Source organism: Streptomyces netropsis, assembly GCF_014203545.1.
Classification (GTDB): Bacteria; Actinomycetota; Actinomycetes; order Streptomycetales; family Streptomycetaceae; genus Streptomyces; species Streptomyces netropsis.
Window position 1 is genome coordinate 1 of the sequence record NZ_JACHJG010000030.1, and the last position, 20,799, is coordinate 20,799.

The 20,799-nt window shown below is 70.4% G+C and carries 6 protein-coding genes; 1 reads left to right on the plus strand and 5 read right to left on the minus strand.

The window, feature by feature from the left end; translation table 11 throughout:
- On the plus strand, window positions 1-4,928 hold a 4,928-nt coding region (locus tag FHS38_RS34485), incomplete at its 5' end, for a non-ribosomal peptide synthetase (protein ID WP_184740500.1).
- 266 nt (window positions 4,929-5,194) lie between these two features.
- Here FHS38_RS34485 and FHS38_RS34490 read toward each other — a convergent pair.
- The 5 genes from FHS38_RS34490 to FHS38_RS34510 form a co-directional block, all read right to left on the minus strand.
- Window positions 5,195-6,403, minus strand: coding sequence for an acyltransferase family protein (locus FHS38_RS34490; protein ID WP_260421098.1), 1,209 nt, complete (start codon window positions 6,401-6,403; stop codon window positions 5,195-5,197).
- A 189-nt stretch (window positions 6,404-6,592) separates the two neighbouring features.
- On the minus strand, window positions 6,593-7,390 hold the full coding sequence (locus tag FHS38_RS34495) for an ABC transporter permease (protein ID WP_184740504.1): 798 nt from the start codon (window positions 7,388-7,390) through the stop codon (window positions 6,593-6,595).
- On the minus strand, window positions 7,387-8,394 hold the full coding sequence (locus tag FHS38_RS34500) for an efflux ABC transporter ATPase subunit, DrrA-related (protein WP_184740506.1): 1,008 nt from the start codon (window positions 8,392-8,394) through the stop codon (window positions 7,387-7,389). The genes FHS38_RS34495 and FHS38_RS34500 overlap by 4 nt, the downstream gene beginning before the upstream one ends.
- Window positions 8,395-8,602: 208 nt before the next feature.
- Entirely contained in the window at window positions 8,603-20,341 is an 11,739-nt protein-coding gene (locus FHS38_RS34505) for a non-ribosomal peptide synthetase (RefSeq protein WP_184740508.1), read from the minus strand.
- A 14-nt stretch (window positions 20,342-20,355) separates the two neighbouring features.
- On the minus strand, window positions 20,356-20,799 hold a 444-nt coding region (locus FHS38_RS34510), incomplete at its 5' end, for a hypothetical protein (protein ID WP_184740510.1).

A 20,799-nucleotide genomic window follows, 5' to 3' on the forward strand; every position in this document is an offset into this window, starting at 1 on the left:
GCCGTGCCCCCCGCAACGCACGCGAAGAAACCCTCTGCACCCTCTTCGCCGACGTCCTCGGCCTCGACACCATCGGCATCGACGACAGCTTCTTCAACCTCGGCGGCCACTCCCTCCTCGCCACCCGACTCATCAGCCGCATCCGCACCGAACTCGACGTAGAGGTCGACGTCCGCACCATCTTCGAGGCGCCCACCGTCTCGGCGCTGGCGTCACGGCTCACCGACGCCACCGGCGCCCGGTCGGCGCTGACCGCGCAGGAGCGGCCGGAGCACATTCCGCTGTCGCCCGCGCAGCAGCGGCTGTGGTTCATCAACCGGATGGAGGACGCCGGTGGCAATTACAACACCGGCCTTTCCCTCCGGCTGTCCGGTGCGGTGGACAAGGGGGCGCTGCGTGCGGCGCTGGCCGATGTCGTGGCCCGGCACGAGAGTCTGCGGACCGTCTTCCCCGACACCGACGGGCAGCCGCGGCAGCTGATCCTCGGCCCCGAGCAGGCCGTCCCGGAGCTGACCGTCACCGCTGTCGACGCGAGTGACCTCGACACGGCACTCTCGCGTGCAGCTTCGGCCGACTACGACCTGTCGGTCGAACCACCTTTGCGCGCCCAGCTGTTCGTGCTGAGCCCGACCGACTCCGTCCTGCTGCTCGTGGTCCACCACATCGCCAGCGACGGCTGGTCCAACGCGCCGCTGTCCCGGGACCTGTCCACCGCGTACGCCGCGCGCAGCACCGGATCGGCCCCCGACTGGCGGCCGCTGCCGGTCCAGTACGCCGACTACACCCTCTGGCAGCGCGACGTGCTCGGCGACGAGAACGATCCGGACAGTCCGATCGCCGCTCAACTCGACTTCTGGCGCTCGGCGCTCGCCGACCTGCCGGAGGAGCTGCCGCTCCCCGTCGACCGCCCGCGGCCCGCCCGGATGAGCTACCACGGCGAGACCGTGCCGCTCCGCTTCGGCCCCGAGCTGCACCGGAACCTGGCGGACGTGGCCCGCGAGTCGGACGCCACCGTCTTCATGGTGATGCAGGCCGCGATCGCGGCCTTGCTGGGCAAGCTCGGTGGCGTGGAGGACGTGCCGATCGGCAGTGCCATCGCGGGGCGCACCGACGAAGCACTCGACGACCTCGTCGGCTTCTTCGTCAACACCCTCGTCCTTCGCACCGACCTCACCGGCAATCCCACCTTCCGTGAGCTCGTCGAGCGCGTCAGGGACGCGGACCTCGCCGCGTACGCCCATCAGGACGTGCCCTTCGAGCGGCTGGTCGACGACCTCAACCCCGTCCGCTCTCTTGCCCGGCACCCCCTCTTCCAGATCATGCTGTCGATGCAGAACACCCCGTCGGCCACGATGGAGTTGGGCGACGTGTCTGCGGCACCGCTGCCGGTGGACATCGACACCGCGAAGTTCGACCTGTCCTTCCAGCTCGGTGAGGTCTTCTCCGCCGAGGGCGCGCCCGCGGGCATCGAGGGCGGCCTCGAATTCGCCACCGACCTCTTCGACCGTGTCACGGTCGAGCAGCTCGCCGGGCGACTGGAGCGACTGCTGACGGCGGTGGCCGCCGAACCCGATCTGGTGCCGGCGCGGTTCGACCTCCTGGCGCCGGGTGAGCGCGAGCGCATCCTGACCGAGTGGAACCCCACGGGATACGTGCCCTCCGCTGCGACGCTGCCGGAGCTGTTCGAGGCCCAGGTGGCCCGTACCCCCGACACGGTCGCCGTCGTCCAGGGCGACGAGTCCGTCCCGTACGCGCGGCTGAACGCCCGCGCGAACCGGCTGGCCCGGCATCTCCTCGCGCAGGGGGTGGGCCCGGAGCAGTTGGTGGGTCTTGCCTTGCCGCGGTCCCCGGAGATGGTCGTCGCCCTGCTCGCCGTGGTGAAGGCCGGAGCCGGTTATCTGCCGGTGGATCCGGACTACCCGGCCGAGCGCATCACGCACATCCTCCAGGACGCCCGCCCCGGCCTCCTGATCACCGACGCCGACACCGCGACCGTACTCCGGCCGCTGCTGCCCGAGACCGCAACGCTGCTCGTCCTCGACGAGCCCGGACTCGACGCCCGGCTCGCCGGCCTGTCGGACACGGACCCGACCGACGGCGAGCGCGGCGGCGTGCTGTCGTCCGACTCCAGCGCGTACGTGATGTACACGTCCGGTTCGACGGGCAAGCCGAAGGGCGTGGTCATCACGCACGCCGACGTGGTGGCGCTGGCGGCGGACCGCGGGTTCGCCGAGGGGCACGAGAGCGTCCTGATGCACGCCCCGCAGGCCTTCGACGCCTCCACCTACGAGCTGTGGGCGCCGCTCCTGGCCGGTGGCCGGTCCGTGCTCGCCCCGGCCGGCGATCTGAGTGCCGCGATGCTGAGGGAGGTCATCCCCCGGCACGGGGTCTCCGCGCTCTTCATGACGTCCGCGCTCTTCCGGCTCTTCGCGGAGGAGGACCCGGGCTGCCTGGACGGGCTGCGCGAGGTGTGGACCGGCGGCGACGTCGTACCGGCGGACGCGGTGCGCCGGGTGCGCGAGGCATGCCCCGGGCTGACCGTGGCCGACGCCTACGGTCCCACGGAGACCACGACGTTCGCCACGTACTTCCCGATGGGCCCCGACGCGGACGTCCCGCAGTCCGTGCCGATCGGCCGGGCGCTGGACTCCATGCGCATCCACCTCCTCGACTCCGCCCTGGGCCTGGTGCCGCCGGGTGTGCCCGGAGAGCTGTACATCGCCGGTACGGGCCTGGCCCGCGGCTATCTGGGCCGCCCCGGCGCGACCGCCGAGCGGTTCGTCGCCGACCCGTTCGGCGGCCCCGGGGAGCGGATGTACCGCACGGGCGACCTGGCGCGCTGGACAACCGACGGCCGGATCCAGTTCCTCGGGCGCGTCGACTCCCAGGTGAAGATCCGCGGCTTCCGCATCGAGCTGCCGGAGATCGAGGACGTCCTCGGCGCCCACGCGTCGGTCGCCCAGGTCGCGGTCGTCGTCCGGGAGGACGGACGTGGCACCAAGCGCCTGGTCGCGTACGTCGTCCCCGCCGGTGAGGGCGTCGTGGCCGACGCGTTGCGCGAGCACGTCGCCGCGACGCTGCCGGAGTACATGGTGCCCGCCGCGTTCGTCACCCTCGACGCGCTGCCGCTGACGGCCAACGGGAAGCTGGACCGCAAGGCCCTGCCCGCCCCCGACTTCGCGAGCCGGGCCGGTGACCGGGGCCCGCGCGACGCCCGCGAGGAGACGATCTGCGGGATCGTCGCCGAGCTGTTGGGGCTGGAGCGGGTCGGTATCGACGACAACTTCTTCGAGCTCGGCGGCGACAGCATCATCTCCATCCAGCTGGTGAGCCGTGCCCACCGGGCGGGCCTGCTGCTCAAGACCCGCGACGTCTTCCAGCACCAGACTCCCGCCGCCCTCGCGGCGGTGGCCGAGGAGGTCGCCGGAGCCGCCGAGGAGGACCCGGACGCGGGCATCGGACCGGTGCCGTTGACACCGATCACGCGCTGGCTGGGCGAACTCGGCGGCCCGGTGGACGGTTTCAACCAGGCCATGCTGCTGCGGACGCCTGCCGGGTGCCGTGCGGACGCCCTGTCGGCCGCGCTCGGTGCCCTGCTGGACCGGCACGACATGCTGCGCGCCCGGCTGGGCCGCACCGACGGCGGCGCGTGGGACCTGGAGGTGCAGCCACGCGGAAGCGTCGAGGCGGCCCGGGTCTTCCACCGTGTCGACGCGGCCGGAGCCGACATCACCGCCGAGGCGCACGCCGCCCAGCGGCGGCTGGCCCCGGAGGCCGGGGTCATGGTGCAGGCCGTGTGGTTCGACGGGGGCCCCGGAGCGGCGGGCCAGCTGCTGCTGATGGTGCATCACCTCGTCGTCGACGGGATCTCCTGGCGCATCCTCGTCCCGGAATTCCCCGAGCTCTACCGCTCGGCGGCCGAGGGGCGCGAGGCGGACCTGGGATCCGTGGGCACCTCCTTCCGGCGGTGGGCGGAGTACCTCGCCGAGGAGGCCCGTACGCCCGGCCGGCTGGCGGAACTCCCGCTGTGGACCGGCATGCTCGAGGCACCGGAACCCCCCTTGGGCGCAAGGGCGCTGGACCCGGCGCGGGACACCGCCGCCGAGACGCACCGGCTCACCCTCACCCTGCCCGTCGAGCTCACCGAGCCCCTGCTGACCCGCTTGCCGGCCATCTACCACGCGGGCATCAACGACGTGCTGCTGACGGGCTTCGCGCTCGCGGTCGCCGACTGGCGCCGGCACCGGTCGGCCGGTGCCCCCGTCCTGCTCGACCTGGAAGGGCACGGGCGTGAGGAGATCGCGGAGGGCCTCGACGTCTCCCGCACGGTCGGCTGGTTCACCAGCATGTACCCGGTCCGCCTGGACCCGCGGATCGTCGACGCGGAATGGCCCGAGATCTGGTCGGGCGGACCCGCGCTCGGCCGGGCGCTGAAGGAGGTCAAGGAGCAGCTGCGCGCGATACCGGACAACGGCATCGGCTACGGGCTGCTGCGCTACCTGAACGAGGAAGCCGGGGCCGCGCTGTCCGCCCTGCCGGCGCCGCAGATGAGCTTCAACTACCTGGGCCGCATCGACATGACGGACGGCGCCCAGGGCGGCGAGGTGGCGGACTGGGCCGTGCGCTCCGACGTGGATCTCGGAGGCGGGCACGACGCGGCCATGCCGTTCGGCCACGCGCTGGAGCTGAACGCGGTCACGCAGGACCAGGCCGACGGTCCGCGGCTCATGGCCACGTGGTCCTGGCCGCGGGAGCTGTTCACGGAGGACGACGTCCGTGAACTCGCCGAGAACTGGTTCCGGGCACTGGGCGCCCTCGTCACCCACGCGGAAGCGCCCGACGCCGGCGGGTTCACCCCCTCCGACCTCCCGCTGGTGAACCTCAGCCAGAAGGACCTCGACCTGCTGTCGGAGGAGTGGGGATTCTGACGGAGACGGTCTGATCCCCGGCCCGGGGATCAGGCCCGGGCCCGAAGGAGCCGGGGCGGTGGCGACGAGCCACCGCCCCGGCTCCTTCGTCTACCGGTGTGCCGGCGCGGTACCGGGTGGCTGACCGGGGGGACTGAACGGGTGGCCGAACACTACTGAGGCGCCTGCCTGACGACCGGATGGTCGACAGACAGGCGCCTCAGTAGCCGGTGCGCCGTCCTGCCTACGTGTGGGGCTCGGTAAGCCCACAGCGGATGCGGGGCAGCTCAGTTGGCCGCGGACGCGGAGGAACCGACCGGGGGCGAGTCCACCGAGGGGGAGCTCACTGTGGAGTCGGTAGTCTCCGGCCGGTCGTCGTTCTTCTTCCGGCCGCGCGGCTTCGACAGCAGACGGACGAGCGGGCGCTCCAGGCCGATGGTGAGCAACCAGGCAAGGACGATGCTCACCGAGAAGTCGAGCGCCGCGAGCCCGATGAACTCCGGGACGGAGTTCGTGCGCGTCTCCCCGAAGACATCGAGGAAGAACATGATCACCGGCCAGTGGATGAGGAAGAAGGCGAAGCTGATGTCTCCCAGCCACTGGAGGGGACGGCTCGCGAGGATGGACTTCCGGCCCTCGATGTCCGCGGCGCCGAGCCCCGCGACGAAGAGCGCCACCGGAATGATCATCGCGGCGACGAGGCGGTACTCCCGCGGCAGTTGGTAGGCCACGAGGAAACCGATGACGAGCAGCCCCGTGAGAAGCAGGGGACGGGCAAACTTGATCCACTGGCCGGACAGCACGATCCGGGCCATCAGGATTCCCAGCAGGAACTCGAGGATCCGGGTGACCGGGAAGATCTGAATGTAGTAGAAGGCCTTCACGGAGGAAGCCGGCGCCTGCGGAACGATCAGCGGGTCGACCGGGACCACGGCCCGTACCACGACCGTGATCGACACGATCACGGCCACGACCGCGGCGGCGCACCACCACAGGTACTTGGTGGGAATCCGCTTCACTCCCCGGTGCAGGGCGGGAAATGCGAGGTAGAAGAACATCAGGAGGGTCAAGGACCAGCTCGGCGCGTTCATGCTGCCGAAGATCTCCGGGTCGGAGGACCACGACGAGAGCATCAGGAAGTTGAGGACGGCCGCCGTGTCGGTGACGATCGGGGAAGCGAAGATCACCATGGACAGGGCGAAGGTCACCCAGTGCATGGGGGCGATTCTGATGATTCTCCGCCGCCAGAAGAGCAGCGGCGACTCGTTCTCCCGCGCGGTCCAGACCAGAAGGAAGCCGCTGATGAGGAAGAAGAGCGACAGCCCGGCCTGTCCGATCCACCCGAAGTATTTGTAGTAGGTGTTGGAGGCGCTTTGCGAGGAGAAGGCGATTCCGATGTGGATATGGTTCAGGAACACCAGGAATATCGCCGGGAACCTCACCCCCGTGAGTGAGCCCAGCCGAGACCCCTGAGGTCTTCCGACGTTCTTGTTCATTACTCACCGCATCTGATTGTCGGGTCGAGTCGGAATCGGATTCTGTACGGCCCGGACGGCTGTTTCCAGCCTTTCTGCAGCAAGCTGCCGCCAATCCCTTCGCGCAGTGGTTTCCCCGTCGTCGGGTGACAACAAAGAACCGGGCCGCTCCCGACGAGTGGGAGCGGCCCGGTTCGCGCCGGAGCGGAGTCACTTCTTGGTTGCGGCCCTTTCATAGGCGCGGATGGTCAGGGGAACGACGATCGCCAGCATGGCGAGCGAGAGAATCACGGCCATGGGTATCGGGTGCTCCATGGGGAACGCGTGGCCGGCGGTATCCGGAGTGGCGTTGCCGAACAGCTTCCGGCACGCCAGGACGACGGGACTCACCGGATTCCACTCGGCGATGGCCTGCATCCAGCCGGGCAGTCCGTCGAGCGGGATGAAGGCGTTGGACAGGAACGACAGGGGCATCACGATGACCGCGCCGAGGGCGTTCACCGCCTCGGCGCTGCGCAGTGTGAGACCCAGCAGCGCACCGGCCCACGAGGTGGCGAAGCCCAGCAGGAGCATGAGTCCGAAGCCGCCGAGCATCGACCACACGCCCTCGTGCACCCGCCAGCCGATCAGGTAGCCGATGCCCGACATCAGGACGAAGCACCAGACCGTCAGGATCAGGTCATGGGTGGTCCGACCGATCAGCACGGCGGAACGGGACATCGGCAGTGAACGGAAGCGGTCCATCAGCCCGTTGTCGAGGTCGCTGATGACGCCCAGCGAGCTGAGGGTCATGTTGCCCAGCACCACCTGGACGAAGATGCCGGCCATGATGTAGTCCTGGTACGACTGGCCGCCCGGTACCTTCATGGCGCTGCCGAAGAGGTATCCGAAGACCAGGACGAAGACCACCGGCATCAGCGTGATGCTCAGCAACTGCTCCGGTGTGCGCGTCAGATGCCGGATGTGCCGGCCGATGAGTGCGCAGGAGTTGGTGATGGTCTCGGTCATGCCGCTTCTCCCTGAGGTGTCTGCCGCTCGGCGGTCCGGCGGTCCGCCGCCGTGTCGCCCTCGGCCGACACCGTCTGGCCGGTGAGTGCCAGGAAGACGTCGTCCATGGAGGAGCGGCGGATGGCGAAGTCCACGGGCTCCACTGCCGCCGCTTTGAGCTCGGCGGTGATCGAGGCGAGTGTGTTCATGCCGCCGACCAGCGGAATCGAGACGAGCTTCGCCTTCTCGTCCACCGACGGAGCCTCGGCCGACGCGCTGCCGACGGCCCGGACCACGGCGGGCAGTTCCGCCTCCGTGGCCACGGACACCTCCAGGCGCTCGCCGCCGACCTTGCGCTTCAGCTCCTCCGGGGTGCCCTCGGCGATGAGCCCGCCCTTGTCGAGGACCACGATCCGGTCCGCCAACTGGTCGGCCTCTTCCAGATACTGCGTGGTCAGCAGCACGGACACGCCGTTCGCCACCTGCTCCCGGACCATGCGCCACAGCAGCATCCTGCTGGTCACGTCCAGGCCGGTGGTCGGCTCGTCGAGGAAGAGGACCGTAGGCGTGGTGACCAGACTGGCGGCGAGGTCGAGTCGGCGCCGCATACCACCGGAGTAGGACTTGGCCGGGCGGTCCGCGGCAGCCGTCAGGTCGAACTGCTCCAGCAGCTCGTCGGCACGGATGTGCGCCTTGCGCCGACCCAGCCCGAGGAGCACACCGATCAGCCGGAGGTTCTCCCGCCCGGTGAGGATGGCGTCGACAGCCGCGTACTGCCCGGTCAGGCCGATGCGCCGGCGGATCTCGCGCTTGTCCTTGGAGAGATCGAAGCCGGCGATCGTGACCTTGCCGCTGTCGAACGGCAGCAGCGTGGCGAGGATGCGGACGATGGTGGTCTTGCCCGCGCCGTTCGGGCCGAGCAGGCCCAGTACCTCACCCGTCGCCACGGTCAGGTCGATGCCGGCCAGCACGTCATGCTCCGCGTACCTCTTGCGGAGCCCCTCCGCAGAGATCGCTGTTTCCATGCCTTCACTCCCAAGTTGATGACTGATCACGCGCTTTGGGCATCCTCGGAACGGTCCGGTATGCGCCCCGTCCAGCGGTGGCTGATCGATTCGTGCACTCCCGCCCATCCAAAGGGCGGCCCGCGGGCCGTCACAAGAGAAGAGGCAGCAAGCTGTCACGGAAGCCGGGGGCCTGTCCGCCTCGGCGGGCGGACAGGCCCCCGGGGGGTCAGTCGAGAGACCTGAGCTTGTCGTAGACCAGGCGGCCGATCTCCGAAGCGGTCCCGGGCGACATCAGGTCGTGGTGCGACGCGGTCACCGGATGCGTCTCGATCCTGCCCGTGACGTGCGGGCGCCAGCGGTCGACCATGCGGGGCACCGCCTCGTCGCCGTGCTGGTACAGCGACACGACGACCATCATGTCGCCCTTGAGCTCCTTGGGCCGGTGGTCCGACACGATCCGGTAGTTGTTCTCCATGACCTTGGCGAACGCGTCGATGTGATGGGGCTCGAGGTTTCCGAGCGCACTGTCCCGGCTGCTCACCATCTCCATGACCTGGGTGTACTCGAGCACGACGTCGTCCCCGATGGAATCCACGTCGAGCCCGGCGACCTGGAGCAGGGCCCGGAAGACGATCTGCTCGGTGTACTCCGGACGGCCGTCGCCCAAGGACTCCTCGAAGGGCCCCTGGTCGAGGTTGACCAACAGGCCGATCTCCTCACCCTGCTCCTGGAGCTGGGTGGCGACCTCCTGTGCGGTCAGCGCCCCCAACGACCAGCCCAGCAGGTGGTACGGACCGTGCGGCTGGACCGAACGCATCTGCTCGACGTAGTCCGCGGCCATCGCCGCCATGTTCTCGGCGAGCGGCTCACCCGGCTTGAAGCCGCGGGCCTGGAGCCCGTAGACGGGGTACTCGGACCGGATCTGCTTCAGGAACTCGCCGTAGCCCCAGGCGAGTCCGCCGGTGGCGTGGAAGGTGAACAGCGGCGGCTTGTCCCCGCCGGAGCGCAGCGGCAGCAGCACCTCGAAGCCGTCCCGCCCGGAGTCCGTACCGAGGCTCTCGACGAGTTCCGCGACCGTCGGCGTCTCGAAGACGGCACGGTTGCTGACCTTGATGCCGAGGACCGAGCGGATCCGGCTGATGAGCTGGAGGGAGACGATGCTGTCGCCGCCCAGCTCGAAGAAGTTGCCGTCGATGCCGACCCGCTCCAGGCCGAGCACCTCCGCGAACAGGCCGCAGAGCATCTCCTCCTGCGGAGTGCGCGGCCCGCGGGACCCCGCCAGCTCCCCGAGGTCCGGGGCGGGCAGCGCCTTGCGGTCCAGCTTGCCGTTGGGCGTCACCGGAAGGGCGTCGAGCCGGACGAAGGCGGACGGCACCATGTAGGAGGGCAGCGAGGCCGCCACGTGCCGGCGCAGCTCCGCCTGGCCCGCCTGGGCCCCGGCCTCCGGTACGACGTACGCGACGAGCGCGGGCTCACCCGGCTTCTCCTCGCGGATGACCACCGCGACCTGGGCGACCTGGTCATGGGCGACCAGAGCGGACTCGATCTCGCCCAGCTCGATACGGAAGCCACGGACCTTCACCTGGTTGTCCGCACGCCCCAGGTAGGAGAGCTGACCGTCGGTGGTCCAGCGGACGATGTCACCGGTGCGGTACATGCGCTCGCCCGGGCCGCCGAAGGGGCAGGCGACGAATCGCTCCGAGGTGAGGGCCGCCCGGCCCAGATACCCACGGGCCAGCCCGGCGCCGGTGACGTACAGCTCGCCCGCGACACCGGCCGGGACCGGACGCAACCCCGAATCCAGGACGTACACCCGGGTGTTGTGCACGGGGCGGCCGATGGTCGGCGTCCCCGTGCCCGCCGCGAGCGGGTCGCTGATGGTCGCGGCGACGGTCGACTCGGTCGGACCGTAGGCGTTGACCATCCGGCGGCCCGGGGCCCAGCGGTCGACCAGCTCCGCCGACGTCGCGTCACCACCGACCACCAGGGAACGGAAGGCGGGGAAGTCACCGGACCGCACCGACGCCAGCGCCGCGGGCGGGATCAGCGCGTGCGTCACCCCGCGCTCGAGAAGGACCTCGGCCAGCACCTCACCGGCCAGCGGCCCCGGCGGCGGCACCACGAGCGTGGCGCCCGCCGCGTACGTCATGCACAGCTCCAGCACCGAGGCGTCGAAGCTGGGCGACGCGTACTGCAGCACCCGGCTGTCCGCGGTCACATCGAAGCGTTCCACCTCCACCGCGGCGAAGCTCGCCAGACCGTGGTGCGTGACCACGACGCCCTTGGGCCGGCCGGTGGAACCGGAGGTGTAGATGACGTAGGCCGGGTGAGCCAGGGACAGCGGGACACCCGGGTTGTCCCGCCGCTGTGCGGACAGGTCGACGGTGTCGAGCAGGACCTGCGGCACGCTGTGCCGGGGCAGCCGGGCGGCGTGCTCGGAGTCCGTCACCAGCAGCGCGGGCGCGGAGTCGTCGAGGATGTAGCTGATGCGGTCGGCCGGATAGTCCGGGTCCACCGGGAGGAACGCGGCACCGGCCTTGACCACGGCCAGCTGGGCGACGGCGATGTCCACCGAGCGCGGCAGCGCGAGGGCCACCACCTGCTCGGGGCCCACACCCCGCCCGATCAGGGCGTGCGCCAGCTGATTGGCGCGGGCGTTGAGTTCCGCGTAGCCGAGGGACAGACCGGCGGATTCCACGGCGGTCGCCGCCGGTGTGAGCGCCACCTGGGCCTCGAAGAGCCCGGGCAAGGTGACCGGCTCGACGGCCCGCTCGGTGTCGTTCCACTCGTCGAGGACCCGCTGCCGCTCCCGCTCGCTGAGCACGTCGACGTCGGTGATTGCCCGCCCGGGTTCGGCGGTCACCGCGTCGAGCAGCTGCTCGAGCCGCGCCGCCAGCGTCTCGACCGTGGACAGGTCGAAGAGACCGGTGGCGAATTGGACGGCGCCCTCGATGCCCGCCGGGGACCCGTCGGGAGCGAACCGCTCGCCGAGGTCGAAGGACAGGTCGAACTTCGCGACGTCCAGCCCCACCGGGTGCGGGAGCATCCGGGCGCCGGGGATGTCCGTGCGCTCCGTCGAGTTGTTCTGGAAGGCCAGCATGACCTGGAACAACGGGTGCCGGGCCATGGAACGGACCGGGTTGATCTCCTCCACCAGACGCTCGAACGGCACGTCCTGGTTGGCGTACGCGGCCAGGTCGGTCTCCTTGACCCGCTCCACCAGTTCGCGGAAGGTCGGGTTGCCGGAGAGGTCGGTGCGCAGGACCAGGGTGTTGATGAAGAACCCGACCAGCTCGTCGAGGGCCTCATCGGTCCGCCCGGCGATCACCGTGCCGATCGGGATGTCCGTACCGGCACCGAGCTTGCCCAGCAGGGCGGCGACGGCAGCCTGCACCACCATGAACACGCTCGCCCCACAGGCGCGCGACAGGTCCGCCACCTGCTGATGGACGTGGGGCGGGATCCGCAGCGGAGCCGTACCACCGCGATAGTCCGTCACCGCGGGACGCGGCCGGTCCATCGGCAGCGGCAGCTCCTCCGGGACGCCGGACAGCGCCTCGCGCCAGAAGGCCAGCTGCCCGGCCATCGCACTGCCCGGGTCGCTCTCGTCACCCAGCACCGCGCGCTGCCACAGCGTGTAGTCGGCGTACTGCACCGGCAGCGGCTCCCACTCCGGGGCCGTGCCCGCGCAACGTGCCGCATAGGCCGACGACAGGTCCCGCGACAGCGGGGTCAGCGACCAGCCGTCGCTCGCGATGTGATGCATCACGATCAGCAGTACGTGGTCATCGGCGGCGACCCGGAACACATGCGCCCGCAACGGGATGTCGTGGGCGAGGTCGAAGCCCTGCTGCGCCGCCGCGCTCACCTCCTGGTCGAGGTCGTCGGCGGTGACATCGGTGACCACGAGCCGCGGGACGGTCCGCTCCACGGGCAGGACCTGCTGGCGGGGACGGTTCTCGACGTCGGGGAACACCGTGCGCAGGCTCTCGTGCCGGGCCACCACATCGCCCAGTGCCGCTTGCAGAGCGGCCAGGTCCAGCGTTCCCAGCAGCCGGGTGCACAGCGGGATGTTGTACGTCGCGTTCGGCCCCTCGAAACGGTTCAGGAACCACAGGCGTCGCTGGGCGAACGACAGCGGGATGGCCTCCGGCCGTTCCATGACGCCCAAGGCCTGACGCGAGACGCCCGCCGAGTCCAGCCGGCCGGCGAGGCCGGCGACCGTGGGCTCCTCGAAGACCGCGCGCACCCCCAGCTCGATCTCGAAGGCGGAGCGGATGCGGCTGACCAGACGGGTCGCCAGGAGCGAGTGACCGCCGAGCTCGAAGAAACTGTCGTCGATGCCGATGCGTTCCAGACCCAGGATGTCGGCGAACAGGGCGCAGAGGGTCTCCTCCCGCGCGGTGCGCGGTCCCCGCGAGGAAACCTGCCCGCTGAAGTCGGGCGCGGGCAGCGCCTTGCGGTCCAGCTTGCCGTTGGGAGTCAGCGGGAAGGACTCCAGCACCACGTACGCGGACGGCACCATGTAGTCCGGCAGCGTGGCGGCCAGGTGGCCCCGGAGCTCGGCCGGGTCCGGGCCGCCGCCCTCCTCGGCCGGGATCACATAGGCCACGATGCGCTTGTCGCCCGGCCGGTCCTCGCGGACCACGACCAGCACCTGGCCGACGGCCGGGTGCGAGGCCGCGGCGGCCTCGATCTCGCCCAGTTCGATGCGGAAGCCCCGCACCTTCACCTGGTCGTCGACGCGGCTGACGAACTCCAACTGCCCGTCGGCACGCCACTTGACGATGTCACCCGTGCGGTACATGCGCCCGCCCGCGCCACCGAAGGGGTTGGCGACGAAACGGCCCGCGGTGAGGTCGGGGCGGCCCAGATAGCCACGGGCCAGGAGGTCGCCGCCGATGTAGAGCTCACCCCCGACGCCCACGGGGACGGGGCGGAGCCGGGCGTCCAGGACGTACAGCTGGGTGTTCCAGATCGGACGTCCCATGGGGACGGCACCCGCGGGGGCGCTGTCACCGGGCTCGACGCGGTACTCGGTGCAGCCGACGGTGGCCTCGGTGGGGCCGTATTCGTTGATGACGGTGACGCCGGGGTGGTGACGCCGCCATTCGTCCAGCACCTCGCCCAGCAGGGCCTCGCCGCCCAGCACGAGCTCTCCGGAGGGGGAGAACCGCTCCGGCAGCGCCATGAGCAGGCCGAGGTGGGCGGGCGTCGCCTTGACGAAGCCGGGCTGCTCGAAGTCCTCCCGGGCGGCGTCCTCGTCCAGCTCGGTCAGGTGGACGCAGCCGCCCGCGGTGAGGGTGCCGAGCAGACCGGTGACGGTCAGGTCGAAGGAGACGGGGGAGTGGACCAGGGCCCGGCCGGAAACCGCCGGGAAGCGGGCGCGGGTCCACGCGAGGTAGAGGTTCAGCGACCGGTGCTCGACGACCACGCCCTTGGGGCGGCCGGTCGACCCCGATGTGTAGATGACGTACACGGGGTGGGCCGGCGAGATGGGCGCCGTCCGGTCCTCGTCGGTCAGGTCCGTGCCCGGCAGGGTCGCGACCGCGTCCCGGACCGCTGCGTCGTCGACGACCACCAGCGAGGAGGCGTCCACGGGCAGCTTCGGCGCCGTGTCGGAGTCGGCGAGCATACAGACGGGCTGGGTGTTCGAGAAGATGTACGCGATGCGGTCGGCGGGGTAGTCCGGGTCGACCGGCAGGTAGGCCGCACCCGTCTTGGCCACCGCGAGCAGCGCGACCGGCAGCTCCACGGTGCGGGAGAGGACCACGCCCACGTAGCTCTCCGGGCCGACACCACGGGTGAGCAGCCGACGGGCCAGCCGGTTCGCCCGCTCGTTCAACTCCGCGTACGTCAGACGGCTGTCGCCGCTCACCACGGCCTCGGCGTCCGGTGTCGCCGCGGCCTGGGCCTCGAACAGCTCGGGCAGCGTCGCCCCGGGCACCTCGTGCGCCGTGTCGTTCCACTCGAACAGCTGCTGCCGGCGCTCCTCCTCGGAGAGGGGCTCCAGCTCACCGATCACCCGCGACGGGTCCGTCAGCGCCTGCGCCACCCGCAGGAAGCGCGCGACGATCCGCTCGGCCGCCTCGGGACCGAAGACGTCGGCGCGGTAGTCGGCGCGTACGTGCAGCCGTTCACCGAGCGGGATCACCAGGACGCCGATCGGGTAATGGGTGGCATCGAGCGGCTCGGTGCTCATCACGGAGAGATCACCGACCGACTGCGCGAGCGCGTCGTTGTCGACCGGGTAGTTCTCGTACACCAGCAGCGTGTCGAACAGGTCTCCCAGCCCCGTCGCCTCCCGGATGTCGGTGAGGCCCACGTGCTGGTGCGGCATGAGCTCGGACTGCTCGTCCTGAAGCCGGGTGAGCAGACTGCCCACGGTCTCCGCCGGGTCGATCCGGACGCGGACGGGCAGGGTGTTGATGAACAGGCCGACCATGGACTCGATGCCCGGGATGTCCGCGGGACGGCCGGAGACCGTCGTTCCGAACACCACGTCGTCCCGGCCCGTCAGCTGACCCAGCGTGACGGCCCATGCCAGCCCCATGAGCGTGTTCAGCGTGACACCGTGCGCACGGGCCGTCTCGCGCAGCGCCGCGGCGAACTCCGCGGGCAGCTCCTTCGAGACCCGTTCCGGGACCACCGGCTTCCGCGTGGGATCCACCGGTGCCAGCAGTGTCGGCTCCTCGAGACCGTCGAGCGCCTTGGCCCAGGCGGCCTTGGCGGCGGTCCGGTCCTGCCGGGACAGCCAGGCCAGATAGTCACGGTAGGGCGTCACCCGCGGCAGGCCGGAGGCGTCACCCTTGCGGTTGTACATGTCGAACAGCTCGCCCAGCAGGGCTCCGAACGACCACCCGTCCATGAGGATGTGGTGGTTGGTGACGGTGAAGACGTACCGGCCCGCTCCGAGCGTGATCAGCATGAACCGCATCAGCGGGGGAGCCGCCAGATCGAAGCGACGGTTGCGGTCCTCGTCCAGCACGCGGGCCACCTCGGCCTCGCGACGGGACCGGGGCAGGCCGCTCAGATCCAGTTCGGCCCAGGGCACCGTCACCTCGGACGGAATCACCTGCACGGCATCGCCGGTGTCCAGGATCTGGAACCCGGCTCGCAGGTTGGCGTGGCGCTTCAGCAGGTTGCCCGCGGCCGCCCGCAATGCCGCGCTGTCCAGGTCGCCCTCGATGTCAAAGGTGAACTGAACGGTGTAGACGTCGTATCCCTGCTGGTCGTACAACGCGTGGAACAGCAGGCCCTCCTGCAGCGGGGCGAGCGGCAGCACGTCCGCCAACTGCGGCTGCCGGGTCTCCAGCGCGTCGATGTCGCGCTGCGCCAGCCTGACCAGGGAGAGGTCGGAGGGGGTGTGACCGCCGGCGCCGGGCCCTTCGGCGTGGGCGACGATCGCCCGCAGCGCACGGAACCAGCTCTCCGCCAGGTCCCGCACCTCGTCCTCGCTGAACAGCTCGAGCGGCCACGCCCAGGTGGCGACCAGGGACGGCCCCTCGGGGGTCTCCCGGGCTATCGAGTTGAGCCCCAGCACGTGGGTCAGCGGCATCCGCGGGTCGGCGCCACCACCGAGGTCGTCCTCGGTTCCGCCGTCCTCCTCGGAGGTGGAACCACCGAGCCGTCCGAGGTAGTTGAAGCTGATCTGGGGGGTGGGGAGGGCGGCGAGCGTGGCTGCCGTCTCCTCGTTCAGGTGGCGCAGCAGGCCGTAGCCGGCGCCGTTGTCGGGCAGGGCGCGGAGCTGTTCCTTGATGGTCTTGACGGCGTTGCCGAGGGCGGGGCCGCCGGCCCAGATGTCGGGCCAGTCGTGCTCGCTCACCCCGGGGTCGAGGTTGACGGGGAACATGCTGGTGAACCAGCCGACGGTGCGGGAGATGTCGGCGCCGGGTACGAGCTCTTCGCGGCCGTGGCCCTCGAGATCGATCAGGGCTCCGGATCCACCGAGGCCCCGGCGTCGCTTCCAGTCGCTCACGGCGAGCGCGAAGCCGGTGAGGAGGATGTCGTTGACACCCGCGTGGAACACCGCGGGCACCTGGGCCAGCAGCGCACCCGTGACATCCGCGGGCAGCGAGACGGACAGGCCTCCGGACGTCGCCACCACATCGCGGCCCGGGTCCAGCGGACGGGAGCCGAGCCTGGGGTCCTCGACCTGGAGCATGGACGTCCAGACGTCCAGTTCGGCGACACGGGCCTCCGAGGACGCGGCCTCCACCAGACCCTGGGCCCAGGCCCGGAAGGAGGTGCCCACCGGTTCCAGGTCCGGCTCCCGTCCGGCGGCGACCGCGTCGTACGCCGCCGCGAGATCCGGGAGCAGGATCCGCCACGAGACCCCGTCCACGACGAGGTGGTGTGCCATGAGCACCAGACGTCCGGGCGTGTCCGGGCCGGCGTCGAACCACACCGCCTGGAGCGTCACACCGGCGCCCGGGGACAGCCGCTCCTGGGCCGCCTGAGCCGTTTCGCCCAGCGGTGCCGTGGCCGCGTCCACCCGGTGCACGAGGTCCTCCGCGCGGACGGAGCCCCGGGGCGTGATCTCCAGGGCCCAGGCGCCGCCCTCGGGCCGGGACAGCCGCAACCGCAGCGCGTCATGGTGGTCCAGCACGGCCTGTAGCGCCTTCGTCAGCGTCCCGAGGTCGTAGTCGCCCGGAACCTGCACCACCATGGCCTGGTTGAACCCGTCCACAGGACCGCCGGTCTCCCGCAGATGGTGGATGATCGGCGTGAGCGGCACCGCGCCGACGCCGGCGTCCGGGGTCGCCCGGTCGGGCTTCGTGTCGTTGACGTCCTGAGCGATCGCGGCGAGGGCCTCGACGGTCCGCTGCTTGAAAACATCACGCGGCGTGAACAGCAGCCCGGCGCGGCGGGCGCGGCTGACGAGCTGGATGGACACGATGCTGTCGCCGCCCAGTTCGAAGAAACTGTCGTCGACGCCGACCTGCTCCAGCCCGAGGACCTCCGCGAACAGCGTGCACAGAGCCTCCTCACGCGGATCGCGCGGACCCCGTCCGGACACCGCGTGGTTGAAGTCGGGAGCGGGCAGGGCCTTGCGGTCCAGCTTCCCGTTGGCGGTCGCGGGCAGCGCGTCGAGGACCACGAACGCCGCCGGCACCATGTACTCCGGCAACAGACCCGCCACATGGTCACGCAGCACGTCGGCGTCCGCGACCGCGCCCGAGGCCGCGACGACGTAGGCGACCAGGCGCTTGTTGCCGGGCTGGTCCTCACGCACGACGACCACGCCGTGCGCGACCGACTCGTGATCGGTCAGCACCGCGCCGATCTCACCCAGCTCGATACGGAAGCCCCGGATCTTCACCTGGTCGTCCGCCCGCCCCAGGTATTCGACCAGGCCCTCCGCGTTCCTGCGCACCACGTCGCCCGTGCGGTACATCCGCTCGCCCGGCCCGCCGAACGGATCCGACACGAACCGCTCCGACGTCAGCGCCGGCCGCCCCAGATAGCCGCGGGTCACGTACGGCCCGGCGATGTAGAGCTCGCCCGACACACCGGGCGGCAGCAGCCGCAGCTGCGAGTCCAGGACATACGCCCGGACGTTCCCCAACGGCCGGCCGATCGAAGGCTTCGGGCTCTGCTCGACCGGGCAGCACAGCGCGACCACGGTGGTCTCGGTGGGCCCGTAGTAGTTGTGCCCGATGAGGTCGGGCAGGGAGCGGAATTCCTGCCACAGCGCGTCGCTCATCGCTTCGGCACCGCACTGCAACATGTGCGGCCGGTGTCCGGACGTCCGCATCAGCCCGGCGGCGAGCAGCTGCTCCATGTAGATGGGGGTGAAGTAGACGAAGTCCAGCCGCTCCTCCCGTACATAGCGGATCATCTGCTCGGGGTCGCGCCGCACCTCGTCACTGATGACGTGCAGCTCGTGGCCGTCCAGCATCCACATCATGCCGTCCACCGACGCGTCGAAGGTGAACGTGCTGGTGAGCGAGGCCTTCAGGCGCCGCCCGCCGACAGCTTGCGTCCCTCGCCGGAAGAGGTCCGCCTTGAGGCTGTGGAAGAGGTTCATGGCGCCGTGGTGCGCGACCATGACGCCCTTGGGCCTGCCCGTCGAGCCCGACGTGTAGATCACGTAGGCGAGGTTGTCGGCCGTCACCGGGGCAAGGCGCTCGGTCTGGGCCAGATTCCCGTGGGGCAGGCCGGCCAGCCGCCGCTCGACCTCGGGGTCGTCGAGGAGGACGCGCGGAACGTCGGCGACGGAATCCGGAAGGCCGTTCGCGATGTCGGTCAGGGTGATCACACACGCGGGAGAGGCGTCCTCGAAGAGGAAGGCCATCCGGTCGGCCGGGTACTCCGGGTCCAGCGGCAGATACCCGGCGCCGGACTTGATGGCCGCGAACAGAGCCACGACCAGGTCCGCCGAGCGGGGAAGCGCGAGGGCGACGAGCCGCTCCGGGCCGGCCCCCTGCTGGACGAGCAGCCGGGCGATCCTGTTGGCACGGTTGTTGAGCTCGGCGAACGACAGCCGTTCCGTGCCACACACCAAGGCGATCTCGTCCGGGGTGCGCGCGGCATGCCATTCCAGGACGTCATGCAGCATCTCTTCGCGCGGCACCGGCACGTCGGCACCCAGGCTCCCGGCCAGCAGGCCCGCGGCCTGCTCCGGCGAGACCAACTGCCGGAGACCGACGGGACGCTCGACATCGTCCGACACCGTGGTCAGCAGACGCACGAGAGCATCCGCCACGGACTCCGCCAGCTCCGGACCGAGGACCTCCGGCTGGTAGGCCAGCTGAAGTTCCATGGTCTCGCCGACGAGCACGGCGATGGTGAGCGGGTAGTGGGTGTCGTCCTGGATCTCACTCGCCACGATGCCGAGGGCACCCGAGGACTTCTGCAGACTCGCCTCGTCGACCGGGAAGTTCTCGAAGACGACGATGGTGTCGAAGAGTTCACTGTGGCCACTCAGCCGTTGCACCTCGTTCAGGCCCAGGTGCTGGTGCTGCATGAGCTCGGACTGCTCGTCCTGGATCCGGGTGAGCAGACTGCTCAAGGTCTCCGCCGGGTCGATCCGGACGCGGACGGGCAGGGTGTTGATGAACAGGCCGACCATGGACTCGATGCCCGGGATGTCCGCGGGGCGGCCCGAGACCGTGGCGCCGAACACCACGTCGTCCCGCCCCGTGAGCTGCCCCAGCACGGTCGCCCAAGCCGCCTGGACAACGGTGTTGACGGTCACGCCGGCCTGTCGGGCGGCCTGGCCGAGCGCCGCCGTCTGCTGCGCGGACAGCGACACGGTGTGCTTCCTGCGGCCGTTGTCCGACGCCGACTGCTCGGAGGCGGCGATGAGGGAGGGCTCGTCCAGCCCTCCCAGCGACAGTCGCCAGGCGGCCTCGGCAGCAGCCCGGTCCTGCCGGCCCAGCCAGGCGAGGTACTCGCGGTAGGGGGTCACCCGGGGCAGGCCCGAGTCGTCCCCCTTCGAGCCGTACAGCTCGAACAGCTCACCCAGCACGCGGGAGAAGGACCAGCCGTCGAGCAGGATGTGGTGATGGGTCACCAGGAACTGATAGCGGTCCGATCCCACGGTGACGAGGGTGAACCGGATGAGCGGGGGCCGGGCCAGGTCGAAGCGGCGGGCACGGTCCTCGGCGACCAGCCGCGCCAGCTCCCGCTCGCGTTCCGCCTCGGGCAGACCGCTGAGGTCCACATCGGTCCATGGCAGCTCCACCTCGCGGGGGATCACCTGAACCGGCTCACCGGTCTTGCGGGACCGGAAACCCGCCCTCAGATTGGCGTGCCGACGGAGCACACCGGCGGCAGCGTCCCGAAGAGCCGCGATCTCCAGCTCGCCCTCGATCGCGAAGTTGAGCTGGATGGTGTAGACGTCGGAGCCACCCTCCTCGTCGTACATCGAGTGGAACAGCAGGCCCTGCTGCATCGGCGACAGCGGGAGGACGTCCTCGAGCCCTGACTTCTTCATCGCGTATTCCTTGTCCTTCGTCATGTCGTGATCTCTGCTCAGAGCCCGAGTTCGTCTTCGAACTCGTCGATTTCGTCCTGTGACAGGCCTCCGAGGGACAGGTCGGAGGGGGTGTGGCCGCCGGCGCCGGGTCCTTCGGCGTGGGTGACGATGGCTTCGAGTGCGCGGAACCAGGTCTGTGCCAGATCCCGTACGTCGTCCTCGTGGAACAGGTCCTGCGGCCAGGACCAGTCGGCCGTCAGCGCAGGGCCGTCCGGGCCGTCCACCGCCGCGGAGGTCAGCAGGAACGCGTACCTGAGCCGCATGTCACGGTCACTGCCGCCGCTCACACCGCTGTCGGCCTCCGGTGCGGGAGCCCACGAGGTCGTGGTCTTCGCACCGCTCTTCTCGTCGGCGAGTTCGAAGCGTCCGAGGTAGTTGAAGCTGATCTGGGGGGTGGGGAGGGTGGCGAGGGTGGTTGCGGTGTCGGGGTTGAGGTGGCG

Coding starts and splice junctions, on each gene's coding strand:
- FHS38_RS34495 (WP_184740504.1), bottom strand. CDS start 7,390: ATGACCGAGACCATCACCAACTCCTGCGCACTCATCGGCCGGCACATC.
- FHS38_RS34500 (WP_184740506.1), bottom strand. CDS start 8,394: ATGGAAACAGCGATCTCTGCGGAGGGGCTCCGCAAGAGGTACGCGGAG.
- FHS38_RS34490 (WP_260421098.1), bottom strand. CDS start 6,403: ATGAACAAGAACGTCGGAAGACCTCAGGGGTCTCGGCTGGGCTCACTC.
- FHS38_RS34505 (WP_184740508.1), bottom strand. CDS start 20,341: ATGACGAAGGACAAGGAATACGCGATGAAGAAGTCAGGGCTCGAGGAC.